The organism is Bernardetia sp. Wsw4-3y2 (assembly GCF_037126295.1).
Taxonomy (GTDB): domain Bacteria; phylum Bacteroidota; class Bacteroidia; order Cytophagales; family Bernardetiaceae; genus Bernardetia.
Genome location: NZ_CP147017.1, coordinates 2,965,920 through 2,978,677, shown reverse-complemented (window position 1 = coordinate 2,978,677; position 12,758 = coordinate 2,965,920). Strand labels below are relative to the sequence as shown.

11 protein-coding genes are annotated in these 12,758 nt (G+C 30.4%); 4 read left to right on the top strand and 7 right to left on the bottom strand.

Annotation, left to right across the window (positions count from 1 at the left end; all coding sequences use genetic code 11):
- Positions 1–81 precede the first annotated feature (81 nt).
- A complete protein-coding gene (locus tag V9L05_RS12120; RefSeq protein WP_338792988.1) occupies positions 82–1,017 on the bottom strand; it encodes a bifunctional riboflavin kinase/FAD synthetase in 936 nt (311 codons plus the stop codon).
- A 237-nt stretch (positions 1,018–1,254) separates the two neighbouring features.
- Here V9L05_RS12120 and V9L05_RS12115 point away from each other — a divergent pair, with 237 nt between their 5' ends.
- A complete protein-coding gene (locus V9L05_RS12115; protein WP_338812143.1) occupies positions 1,255–1,794 on the top strand; it encodes a transcriptional regulator in 540 nt (179 codons plus the stop codon).
- Positions 1,795–1,862: 68 nt separating this feature from the next.
- On the top strand, positions 1,863–2,636 hold the full coding sequence (locus tag V9L05_RS12110; RefSeq protein WP_338812141.1) for an SDR family oxidoreductase: 774 nt from the start codon (positions 1,863–1,865) through the stop codon (positions 2,634–2,636).
- Positions 2,637–2,661: 25 nt separating this feature from the next.
- Here the strand turns inward: V9L05_RS12110 and V9L05_RS12105 are convergent, their stop codons facing one another.
- The 4 genes from V9L05_RS12105 to dinB all read right to left on the bottom strand — a co-directional run bounded on the left by V9L05_RS12105 (position 2,662) and on the right by dinB (position 7,417).
- Complete coding sequence (locus V9L05_RS12105; protein WP_338812139.1) at positions 2,662–3,807, bottom strand: hypothetical protein; 1,146 nt, start codon at positions 3,805–3,807, stop codon at positions 2,662–2,664.
- A gap of 2 nt (positions 3,808–3,809) precedes the next feature.
- Entirely contained in the window at positions 3,810–5,048 is a 1,239-nt protein-coding gene (locus tag V9L05_RS12100) for an HD domain-containing protein (RefSeq protein ID WP_338812137.1), read from the bottom strand.
- Positions 5,049–5,289: 241 nt separating this feature from the next.
- Positions 5,290–6,258 carry a bile acid:sodium symporter family protein gene (locus tag V9L05_RS12095; RefSeq protein ID WP_338812136.1) on the bottom strand — a complete coding sequence of 323 codons (969 nt, stop codon included), beginning with the start codon at positions 6,256–6,258 and terminating at the stop codon, positions 5,290–5,292.
- 67 nt (positions 6,259–6,325) lie between these two features.
- Complete coding sequence (gene dinB / locus V9L05_RS12090; RefSeq protein WP_338812135.1) at positions 6,326–7,417, bottom strand: DNA polymerase IV; 1,092 nt, start codon at positions 7,415–7,417, stop codon at positions 6,326–6,328.
- A 252-nt stretch (positions 7,418–7,669) separates the two neighbouring features.
- Between dinB and asd the strand changes: the two genes are divergently transcribed.
- On the top strand, positions 7,670–8,554 hold the full coding sequence (gene asd / locus V9L05_RS12085) for an archaetidylserine decarboxylase (RefSeq protein ID WP_338812134.1): 885 nt from the start codon (positions 7,670–7,672) through the stop codon (positions 8,552–8,554).
- A gap of 346 nt (positions 8,555–8,900) precedes the next feature.
- Here the strand turns inward: asd and V9L05_RS12080 are convergent, their stop codons facing one another.
- Complete coding sequence (locus tag V9L05_RS12080; protein WP_338812133.1) at positions 8,901–9,557, bottom strand: hypothetical protein; 657 nt, start codon at positions 9,555–9,557, stop codon at positions 8,901–8,903.
- A gap of 90 nt (positions 9,558–9,647) precedes the next feature.
- Complete coding sequence (locus V9L05_RS12075; RefSeq protein ID WP_338812131.1) at positions 9,648–10,733, bottom strand: glycosyltransferase family 9 protein; 1,086 nt, start codon at positions 10,731–10,733, stop codon at positions 9,648–9,650.
- Positions 10,734–10,867: 134 nt separating this feature from the next.
- Here V9L05_RS12075 and V9L05_RS12070 point away from each other — a divergent pair, with 134 nt between their 5' ends.
- On the top strand, positions 10,868–12,649 hold the full coding sequence (locus V9L05_RS12070) for a M61 family peptidase (protein WP_338812129.1): 1,782 nt from the start codon (positions 10,868–10,870) through the stop codon (positions 12,647–12,649).
- Positions 12,650–12,758: the final 109 nt, after the last annotated feature.

Below are 12,758 nucleotides of genomic sequence, written 5' to 3'. Positions count from 1 at the left end.
ATAACTTATTGATTATCAAAGTTATAAATGACTGTGGTAACATCTATTATATAATAAATAAATTCAAAAAAATATTACGTATTATACCTTCAAAACCTCCAAACTCTCCTCTTTATCCTTAGCAAGTTGTGCTTTTAGCTCATCTAAAGAACTATATTTTTCTTCTGGACGCAAATATTTCACAAACTGCAAAGTCAAATCTTTATCATAAATATCTTTATCAAAATCAAAAATATTTACTTCAATGGTTTGTTTAAGATTTTTTCCTATCGTCGGACGAACACCAATACTTAGCATTCCACCATAATATTCATATTTATGATAAATTCGGACGGCATAAATTCCCTGTTTTGGAATAAGTTTGTGTTTGTCGGTCAGCTTTAGATTTGCTGTTGGATAGCCGATTGTTCTTCCAATTTGCTTTCCTTTTACTACTTTTCCAGTAATTGAAAATTCATAGCCCAAAAGTTCGTTTGCTGTTTGTATATCTCCATCAAAAAGAGCTTTTCTAATTCTTGTACTACTGATTGCATTGTCTTCAATGTCTTGTCTTGGAATTTCTTCTACTTTAAATCCAAATCTATCTTCATTTTCTTTTAAGTAATCAAATCCTCCTTCTCTATTTTTTCCAAAACGATGGTCGTAACCAATCACAAATTGACGAGTTTGCAGCTTTTTTTGAATAATTCGTTTGATGAAATTTTCAGAAGAAGTTTCTGCAAACTTTTTGGTAAACGGAATCACACATAAATGGTCAATTCCTAAATCTTCTAACAAAATGATTTTTTCTTCTAATGAAGTCAGTAACTTTAAGTCTTTTTGGTCTGGGAAAAGAACCAAACGAGGATGAGGGTGATAGGTCAGAACCACAGTTTGAGCATTTGGAGTGCGTTTTTTGAGGTCGACAACACGCTGAATAATTTTTTGATGTCCTAAATGTACGCCGTCAAACGTTCCACTTGTCAGGATTGTATGTTGAAGTTCGGGAAACTCTGAAACCTTACGGTAAATTTTCATCTAGGAAGAAACAGATTTATTAGTAGAAATTTGGAAATAAAAGCAAAGATAAAGTATTCAATTACGAATAAAAAACTAAAAATCCAAAGCAATAACTAAAATACGTATTTTTTCGTTAGTCTACTACTTTTACAGACTTTCAAATGAGATTGAAATTTGAGTTGAAATTTTGTACTTTTATAATAAATTAGAATGTAAAAATTACACTAAGAACAGAAATAATAAATTGATAACAGAATGAAATTAGACGACGCAAAAGCAAAATTTATTCAAGCTTGGGGTGTTTTGGGAACAAGTTGGGGGATTAGCCGAACAATGGCACAGATTCATGCGCTCTTGTTAGTTTCTGCTGAGCCTCTTAGCGCACAAGAAATTATAGATACTTTATCGGTTTCTCAAGGAAGCGCAAATATGAATTTGAGAGCTTTAATAGACTGGCAACTTATCGAAAAAACAGTCAAGATAGGAGAAAGAAAAGAATATTTTTCTGCCGAAAAAGATATGTGGGAAATCACCAGAAGGGTAATGAGAGAACGTAGAAAACGAGAATTAGAGCCTATTTTGAAAATGTTGGAAGATGTAAAAAATATAGAGCTTTCAGAAAAAGATAAAAAAGAATTAGAAATAAATGGACTGTTAGAACAAAAAAATAAAGAAGTAGAAGAGTTTAAAGAAATGATGGAACAAATTGATTCCTTCGCTAGTCGTGCCGAAAAAGCATTAGATGTAATGATAAAAGCCTCTGAATCTAAGATTGTTGAGCGATTCTTGAAATAACGATTAGTTGTTAGTGATAAATTATTAGTTAAATACAAATTACCTTTATAATTGAATATTATTTAAAAATGAAAACTTCGTGGAATCTCAAAAATAAAAAAGCCTTTGTTACAGGTGGCTCAAAAGGAATTGGAAAAGCAACTGTCATTGAGTTTTTAGAACTTGGTGCAGATGTTTTGTTTTCGGCTCGTAATGAAGATGAAATTCAAAATTTAGAAAAAGAACTTAAAAAAGAGTTTCCAAACTCGTTTGTAAAAGGACTAAAAGCAGATGTTACAAGCAAAAGAGAGCGAAAAACTATTTCTGATTGGATAGAAAAAAACTTTCAAAAACTAGATATTTTGGTAAATAATGCAGGAATAAATATCAGAAAATCAGCTTTAGAATATAGCGAAGAAGAATATCGTAAAATACTGGAAATCAATTTGATAGCTCCTTTTGAAGTTTCAAGAATTTTATATCCATTACTCCAAAAATCTCAAACTGCATCTGTTATCAATGTGGGTTCAGTAGCAGGAAGTCAGGATGTAAATAGTGGTTTGCCGTATGCAATGTCAAAGGGTGGACTTAATCAACAAGCACGTAGTTTTGCCGTTGAGTGGGCAAAAGACAACATTCGTGTAAATACCGTTTCGCCTTGGTACACCAAAACTCCACTCACAGAAGCAGTATTTGAAAATAAAGAAAAGCTAGAAAATATACTTTTAAGAACGCCGTTGGGAAGAATAGCTGATGCAGAAGAAATGGCTTCTGTAATTGCATTTTTGGCAATGGATAAATCTTCGTATCTGACAGGACAAAATATAACCGTTGATGGTGGAATGAGTGTGAGTGTTTTTTAAACTTCACAAGTTTTTAAATTATCATTTATTCTACTACTCTCAAATCCATTAAATATTCATTTTTTAAAGTTTTGAATTGCTCATCAGTAAGAGATATGTATAAAGTACTATCTGTATCTTCCTTCAAAGTGTAAAATTTCTTCTTAGTTCCACTTTTTTCTAATTCTTGATTGAATAGGCGTATAAATTTAGCATTATCGATTGAAGTATCTTTTATAAGGATTGAATAAAATCCATTATTTACCTTAAATCTAACATTGGTATCTTTGCCACTTTCTAATTGCAAAAATATGCTAGGAGAGTTTTCTACAAGGTATTTTATTGACTCATCAATACTATTTTTATGTATAGTACTGTCTATAGGATAATTGAAAGGGTCTTCGACACCATACATATGCCCTCTTAAACTAACAAGTAAATCTTTTAAAGAAATTAAATGAGTACCATTTAACTCTATCAAATGAACAGCCTTCTCTACTTCTGACATTTCTGAAAGTAAGCCAATAGAATCAAGCAAAACAAAGGAACTTTTGATTTTTGCGTTTGAAAAGACGTTAAATGGATTGTAGTCTAATTTTATTTGAATAGAATCAGAATGAGTAAATCCAGTTTTTATTATTCTTTCGTACTCAAATCTTTCTAAGAAAAGAAGTACTAATTTTCTATCGTGAATATTATCAATACTAACAAAGCGATATTTAGAGTTATTATCAGCCAACATTTTATTATATAGGGTATAAAAATTATAGTTAGGCTTTAAACTATCAAAGGAAACTCTATAGTATTCTTCATCTACTTGAATGTTAAAAGTAATCTCTTTCTCTACTCTATTAGTAATAAAAAGCTTTAAGTCAGTTTTATCTGTTGCCTTTTCATATTCTTGTATGTTTATTTCCTCAATGTAAGCTGTGTTAGTAGCCACTCTTTCATTTTTTATATTTATATCAGTATTATTCACACAAATATTTAATACACTTCTAAAAAGAAAATCATACCTTTTTTCCAAGTAAATAGGCAAAGTATCTGTATCAACTATAAGTGATTTTGGATATAATTTCTTGATAGAATTTAATTCATCATCATTTAGAATAGTATAATCATTTTCAGTTTTTGAGTTTTGTGCAAAAGAAAAGCAAGGAATTATAAAGCAAAGAAGGAATACAAATCGCATAGTTATTTCATTTTAGGATAACAAAAATAATTTTTAGTAACAGCTTGTGTAAGTGACTGTAAATAAGGAATATCAGAAGCATTTGTAATGTCTATCACTTCACCATTTTTTTTCAAAATACAGATTTCTTCACCTGTTCCGAGTGCATAAGCTGAGTTACTAATCTTTCCTTCACAGACTAAAAAAGAAATTTCATCATTGCCTATTCCAAACTGTTTTTTTACCTTTTCTTTTATTTCAATCTTGAAGTTCTGATCTAATTCTTCTGTTGTCAAATGTGTTTTGAAAAGCCTTCTATTTACTAACATATTGCTAAGAGAAGAAAGAATTTTATCTTCGTTTTTTGTCCAAACTTTTATACTTGCCCAAATATCATAATCATCTAATTGTACAAAGAAATCTAAAACGCTTTTATCATTTTTAAATTGATTTAAAGTAATTTCATTTTCTAAAAAAAAAGAAAGTGAAGGAGTAGCAAATAGTTTTGTATTATTTTGCACCAAAAACCTAGCTCTTCGAATGGTTTGTATGAGCATTTGTTCCGTCGAAACGGTTGTTTTGTGTAAATAAACCTGCCAATACATCATTCTACGAGCATTCAAAAAATGTTCGATGCTATAAACACCTTTTTCTTCTACAACTAATTTGTCATCGCTTAAATTAAGCATTCTGATAATTCGTTCTCCTCCAATTGTTCCTTCCGAAACGCCTGTAAAAAAACAATCTCGCTGCAAATAGTCCATTCTATCAACATCTAACTGTCCTGAAACAAGCTGATGAAAAAATGGACGATGATAATTTCCTTTAAAAATTTCTATTGCTGTTTTGAGTTGTCCATTAAACTCTTCATCTAATTTTTCCATGAGCAAAAGTGATAATTCTTCATGATGACAATCTTTCAAAATTGTACATTCTAGCGCATGAGAAAAAGCACCATGACCAATATCGTGTAGCAAAATAGCAATCAAAGCCGATTCGTATTCTTTATGAGAAATTTTATGCTCCTTTAATCGCAATGTATCCAAAGCCATTCGCATTAAATTCATTGCGCCCAAAGCATGATGAAAACGAGTATGCAATGCCCCTGGATAAACAAATTCTGTAAGTCCTAACTGCTTTATTCTTCTCAAACGTTGAAAATAAGGATGATTGATAAGTTTCAGAATTAGTTTTGTAGGAATTCGAATAAAACCATGAACAGGATCGTTAATGATTTTTCTTTGTTGTGGATAATCGCTCATAAAGGAATAAATTTTTGTTTTTTATCTCAATGAAAATATAGCAAAATAAACCATCGTTGAAGTTCAAATGAAGCCGTCAACGAGGATTAAAAGAATGATAGAATAGATATACAAAAATACAAAGAAAAAAACGCTTCGAAGTTTATAAATTTATTTTTGAGTTCTCACAATATGCCACAAAATCATAGTAAGGAGAAAGACAATATTCTCCTCCTTGAGTTCACTTAATCCTAAGTTCACGTTATTTGTCTATTCGTCTTGCTAATTTTGAAGCTATTATGCTTATTATGAATATTTGTAAGGCGTGAAATAACATGAGTGGCAATAATATTAATCCTACTGGGTAAGTGGCAGGAAATAAAATTTTAGAAAATATTGTACCGTGTACTAATGATTTTTTAGTTCCACAAAATTGTGCTGTAATGCTATCTTCCTGATTAAAATTTAATTTTTTAGCAAGATAGCCAGTCAAATAATACATAAAATAAAATAGCAAAATTACAGCTAAGGCAATAATTAAAAGGTCTTTTACTTGTAACGAACTAAATACATTGTCTTCAAACGACTCTGAAAAACTTCGATATATAATCAATAAAATAATAGATTTGTCGAAGGTAGCTAACTGTTTTTGATATTTTATCGCATATTTCCCTAGAAATTTTTGTAACACAAATCCCATCACAACTGGAATAAGTATCTCTGTGAAAAGTTTAATGTAAATGACTCCTAAACTAAAATCGGTATTTTCTTGTGTTAAAAACAATCCCATCCAAAGTGGCGTAATGACAATACCTATCAGTCCTGAAATACTTGCATTAAATATGGCTGCTGGAATATTTCCTCTTGCCATTGAAACCATTACTACTGAAGATGATACAGTGGATGGTAATGCTGCTAAAAAGAATAAAGATAACCACAATGTTTGACCTTGTTCTGTATTTATAAATGGATAAAATAACAGTACAAGTAGTGGAAAAACAAAAAATGTGGAAAGTTGCACTACAATATGTAGTTTCCAATTTTTCAAGCCATTCTTTAGTTTTTCAGGACTTAATTTTAATCCATAAAAGAAGAAAATCAGTGCAATACCAATACTTCCAATTATATCAAGAGGTATAGGACTTGTTTTGCTTCCCCATTGAGGTAGAAAATAGGCAATTACAATTACACTAATTATTGCCAAAATAAATTTATCAATCTTTATTTTCATTTGCTATATAAAATTTGAAATACAGTTATGTGTTGGGATTATAGAATTAAAGTTTCAATAAAATACTCTAAAAAGACAAAGTAAGTTGCATACCTATTTTGTTGCTTGTTTCTGTCTTTGACTGACTACTTAGATTAGAAACTTGTAAACCTAATAATCTAACACCTATTTTTAAAGGAAAAATACTTCGAAGTAATGGTATATAAATTTTTGCTAAATCTTCTTCAGTCTGTAATCCTTCAAGGCTGGTCTGGCTACGAGTAATCTGTTTAAAATCTGCATATTTTATTTTGAGAGTAAGTGTTCTGCCTTGTATATTTCTGTCTAAAAGTAGTGGCGATAATTTTTGTGTAATTTTTTGGAGAGCTTCTATCATTTCATTTTCTTCAAACAAATCTTCCGAAAAAGTCCGTTCTGCTCCAATAGATTTTCGAATACGATTTGGATTTACAGGACGGTAATCTTGTCCTTGAGCAATATGAAAATAAAACCCTCCTGCTTTACCAAAGTGTTTGAGTAAATCGTTCTTTTGCCATTTTTTCAAATCTTTTCCTGTATAAATACCTAATTGGTGCATTTTTTTGGCTGTTACTTTGCCAATGCCATGAAATTTTTTGATAGGAAGTTCATCTATAAACATTGAAGAATCAGCAGGAACAATAGTAAATAATCCATTTGGTTTGTTAAAATCAGAAGCTATTTTGGCTAAAAATTTATTAAAGGATATTCCAGCAGAAGCTGTTAATTGAGTTTTGGCTTTTATTTCTTCTTTAATTTGACGAGCCAGCAAAGTAGCAGAAGGAAACTGTTTTTTGTTTTGTGTTACATCTAAATACGCTTCATCTAAAGAAAGAGGTTCTATCAAATCTGTATATTTTGAAAAAATTTCTCTAATCTGTAACGAAACTTCTCTATATACTTCAAAACGAGGACGTACAAAAATCAAGTGAGGGCATTTTTGCAATGCAATTTTAGAAGACATGGCAGAATAAACTCCATACTTACGTGCTTCATAACTTGCTGCTGCTACTACACCTCGTTTGCCATCTCCACCCACAGCAACAGGTTTTCCTTTTAGTTCGGGATTGTCTCTTTGCTCTACTGAAGCAAAAAAAGCATCCATATCTATATGTATTATTTTACGAAGTGAAGCTGTCAATTTACTTTATATTTTGTGATAGGCTAAAAACCGAACTCAACAAGAAAAGGTTTAGCTTTTATTGGTCTTAATTATGATTCTGAGTAGCTCAAAAAGAGTAGAATTTTATTTAGAAGTCCTTTTTTATTTTTAATTATAAAAATGATTTTAGTGGAAATTCATAAATTGCGTAACTAAAATAAACTATCAAAACTAACAAGGATTCGACTACTTAAATAAAGAAGGCAACTAATCAAAAATTAAATTCATAAAATGGAGATTAAATACATAAATAGAGCTACTGGTAAGATAAAAATTGAGCATCCTCCAGCACAAGGATTGATAAATTTTTTATATAATAATTCATTTGGAGAAAAATTAATTTTACCTATAGCCAAACAAAAATTTATAACACAATTGTATGGCAAAATGATGGAGAGTTCGTCTTCTATAAATAGAATTCAATCTTTTATTGACGCTACAAACATAGATATGAGTCAGTTTAAGAAAGATATAAGCGCATTCAAATCTTTTAATGATTTTTTTTATAGAGAATTGAAGGAAGGTGCTCGCAAAATTGAGGAAGGTCTTGTTTCACCTGGTGATGGGAGGATTTTAGCTTTTGAAAAGATTTCAGAAGTCAATAGTTTTTATGTAAAAGGACGAGAGTTTACGCTAACAGAATTTTTAAAAGATAATGAATTGGTAGATAAGTATAAAGATGCTTCAATGGTTATTTTGCGTTTAGCTCCTGAAGACTATCACAGATACCATTTTCCATTTAAAGGAATTCCATCAAAATCAAAGGAGATAAAAGGAACATATTATTCGGTTTCTCCAATTGGTTTGCGTGATAATTTTACGAAAGTTTTTTGTGAGAATAAAAAAGAAACATGTGAATTAAAAACAGAAAATAAAGGGGATATATTAATTATTCCTGTTGGTGCTACAATGGTTGGAAGTCTCAATTCGACTTATCAACCCAATACAGTTGTAGAAAAAGGAGATGAGATGGGCTATTTCGCCTTTGGAGGTTCTACTATCGTATTGTTATTTGATTCTACTCATTTTAAAATAGATGAAGATTTACTCCAAAACACTAAGAATGATTTGGAAACGTATGTAAAAATGGGTGAAAAAATAGGACAGGTAATTTAAGCTGATAGATATTTTTGTAGTAATAATTCTTATTGACCTTCCTAATCTAAAAAAAATTCTTACCATTATAGATGTCTCACTCAACAGATATATAGAAAAAACAAAAAAGCATTGTTCATACAAACAATGCTTTTTTCAGTAAGGGGAAAGATAATACAGTCTTGAATTTCTTTAAAGCATACCTTTTGATGAGTTGCTTTACTTCTTTATACCCAAAACTTATTTTTATCACCCTCTACTTTTGAATTTATTTGTTAAAAAACATTAATCAGTAATTCTATAATTTCAAAAACCTGTTTTGTTTTTATACTCTCTGCAGATAATAAGAATAATCGTTCTGCTGAAGTTATTTATTTACTCTTTTTGAAAATCGTGAAAGAAATTCTCCATTCAGTGAAATATATTTTAGTTTTTTGTAATTTTCTTCATAACCTTCAATAGCAAAATACTTATTTAGTTGATAAGTAACCTTATATTCACAATTACATGCACAATGTGTTTCGCCATACGAATGATAAATACAATTTAAAGTAGAATCATTGACTAACTCAAAATCTCCCAAAAATGAAAAACAACAATTGTCTATTACCTGCCAAGTAATATTTAAGGTCGTATCATTTTCAGAAATGTCAAGAAGTTTGTTGTTCTTGCCTTCTGTTCTAGTATTTACACATTCTTCTACGTTTAGCTTTCCATTCCATAATCCAATGCCACGAGCTCCGAGTTGATTATTTGTTTGGGGAAGCATAGTAGATTCAAATAATAAGTGTAAAAATGATTGTTTTTGGGAAACAGTATCTATAATGTAAGTACTATCTATATTCAAATTAGTATATTTCAAAACTATTCTATTATCTGGTTTTGCAGTATCATTTTCTTGTTTTGACTCTTTAGATGGAATGCTTTCTTGTGCATACAATAAAGGGATGTTTTGAGTAGGTTTATTCTCATTACAGGCTGTAAAGATGAATAAAACAATAATAATAAATAGATGATTTTTCATTTTTGAAATATTTTTTATGTTAAAATGTATGTCAGACTTCCCAGTCTGACCAATAATGTTTTTCTGATTAAATAGAAAAAAATGTCTGTTTTACAAAATACTATTTACAATCTCCAAAATCTGTTCTGTTTTTATGCTCTCTGCACATTCAAAATGACCTTTTGGACAAGATTTAAAGCCGTGCAAACCACAAGGGCGACAATCTAACTGTTTTTGAGTTTCGACAATAAATGATTTATCAGAAAGAGGAGTAAATCCAAAAGCAGGAACAGTCGAACAAAAAACGGCACAAACAGGCGCATTGACAGACGAAGCCAAATGCAAAGGCGCAGAATCATTTGCCAAAACAAGTTTTGCATGTTCCATTAAAGCAGCCGATTGCATCAAGGATAATTTTCCTGCTAAATTTATGATTCTATCTTTTACTTTGAATTTTAAATTATTTTGATTTAACTCTTTTGATTTCAATTCTATTACATCAATAATTTTCTGACAATTGTCTGCATCTGATGGCGCACCTAGTAAATGAATAGTAAAATTTGGAGGTAAAACTTTACTATTATCTTCACTTTGTTGTCCTTTGAGAAGTAATTTTTCTATAAAATCAATCCATTCATGCAAAGGAAATTGTTTGGTAAACCAAACCGAAGTAGGCGCAATACAAATAAAATCATTTTTGATAAACTCCTTTATTTTATCTTTATCAGACTGAGAAGGATATAATTTTGGCTTCGAAATTTCATTTATTTTTATACTCTCTAATACTTTGCTATTTCTCTCTATTTCATGAGGCGAGTTTTTGTCTGTCGTAATTATGTGTTGATATTTGTGCGTAAAAGCCCAAGAAAAAGGATTTTTTTTGAATCCTGCTTTTATTTTTGAATTTGAAAAGGCTGTCAAAAGTCCTGTTGCACCAAAACGCTGTAAATTCAGAACAGCATCATAAGACGACTTTCTGACTTTTTTTATAAGGTCAAAAAGACTTTTATATTTATTTTTTTTATCCCAAATCAAAACTTCATTCAATAAAGGATGTTCTTGAAGTAAATTTTCATTTCCTTTTCGCAATAAAAAATCAATTTTTGCAGAAGGATATTTTTTATAGATAGATTCAATAAGCGAAGTAGCCAAAATTACATCGCCTATAAAAGCTGTTTGTATTAGTAGAATTTTCATTAAATTATCATTTTACTAGCGCAAGATTCTATCTTGTGCTTATCACTTCGCAAGTATATGCTTGCTGCAACAGAGCGTCCAAGCAACATGCTTGAACGATTATATTTTTTTCAAATTTACTCTATTCTTTTCAAATGTTAGATTATAAAATTTCATACACACAAGCGCATCATCATTTTATCAATATTGAACTTACCATAAATCACGTAGATGATATTATGGAAAAAGAACTTTCACTTCAACTTCCTGCGTGGCGACCAGGGCGTTATACACTTCAAAATTTTGCCAAAAATATAGCTCAATTTAATGTTTTTAACGAAAACGACAAGCCCTTAGAATTCTCAAAAGCTACAAAAGATAATTGGAGAGTAAAAACAGATGGCGCAAAGACAGTAAAAGTTCATTATACCTACTATGCCAATCAAATGGATGCAGGAGGTTGTTATGTAGACGAAAAACAAATTTATTTAAACTTTATTTGTTGTTGTTTAGAAGTCAAAAATCGCCCAGATTCTATGTACAGAATGCATATAGAAATGCCTTCTCGCTATAAAATTGCGTGTGCATTAGAACAAAAAATTGAAAAAACACAAGACAAAGACAAGAATTTTCTGATTGCTGAAAACTTCTTTCATCTTATAGATTCGCCTTTAATTGCCTCTGACACATTACAACATAAAAGTTATAAAGTAGCCAATTCGGAAGCAAATTTTCATATTTGGATTCAAGGAGATTGGAACATTAATTTTGAAAAAGCAGTAGATGAATTTCAAAAATTTACGCAAGACCAAATAGCTCTTTTCAAAGATTTCCCAAGTACAGATTATCATTTTATGTTCCAGATTTTGCCATATCCAAAGTATCATGGTGTAGAACATTGCCATTCTACTGTCATTACATTGGGAGCAGATTATGATATGGATGGAGTAGTTCGTTATAACGACTTTTTGGGAATTAGTTCGCATGAGCTTTTTCACTTTTGGAATATTATGCGAATTCGTCCGAAGGAACTTATGCCTTACGATTTATCTAAAGAAACCTATTTCAAAACTGGTTTTGTAGCTGAAGGATTGACTACTTATTATGGCGATTATGTTTTGTGTAGAAGTGGTGTTTGGTCGCAAGAATATTATCTAAAAGATTTTGAAACTTTACTAAAAAGACATTTTCATAATAATGGAAGACTTAATCTTTCTGTTGCTGATTCGTCGTATGATTTGTGGCTTGATGGCTATGAATTGGGTATTCCGAACCGTAAATCTTCAATTTATGTAGAAGGTGCAATGGCTGCTTTTATCTTGGATATGAAAATCAGAAAGTCTAGCAATAATGAAAAATCATTGGATAATGTAATGGTAAAAATGTGGGAAGATTTTGGCAAAAAAGAAATTGGATATTCGTTAGAAGATTACCACAATGTAGTTGATCAAGTAGCAGGCGAGCATATCAAAGATTATTTTGAGAAATGTATTTATTCACCAAATGCTTTAAATACCTATTTGAAAGAAGCCTTTGATTATATTGGAATTGAGAAAGAGTTTATCCATAACGACAATGAAATAGAAAGAAGATTAGGCTTAAAAACGGTCTTTCAAACCAATGGAGTAAATAACGGATATTTTGTGGTTGGTTTTTCTCCAACAAGTGAAGTAGCCAAATTCTTGACTGTCAATGATGAGATTGTAGCTATTAATTCCTATAAACTGGATGCTATCAATCCAAATACAATTTTGAAAAAAGCTGTCAAAGAAGGAAAATCAGAGATAGAAATTTCATTTTTTAGAGATAATCAACTTCATACTATCAAAACAAAATATGATGAAAATCAATATCCCAATATTAAATTGACTGTGAAGGAAGATGCAAGTGAAGAACAAAAAGAGAATTTGAAAAAATGGCTGATGCCTTTGGTATAACTTCGAAACCCTAAGGGTCTTGAAGACCCTTAGGGTTTAAATTTCGCAAAATTGAATAAATATGAAAAATAAAAAAAGAACAGGTTCGATATTACTTCTAATTGGAGTT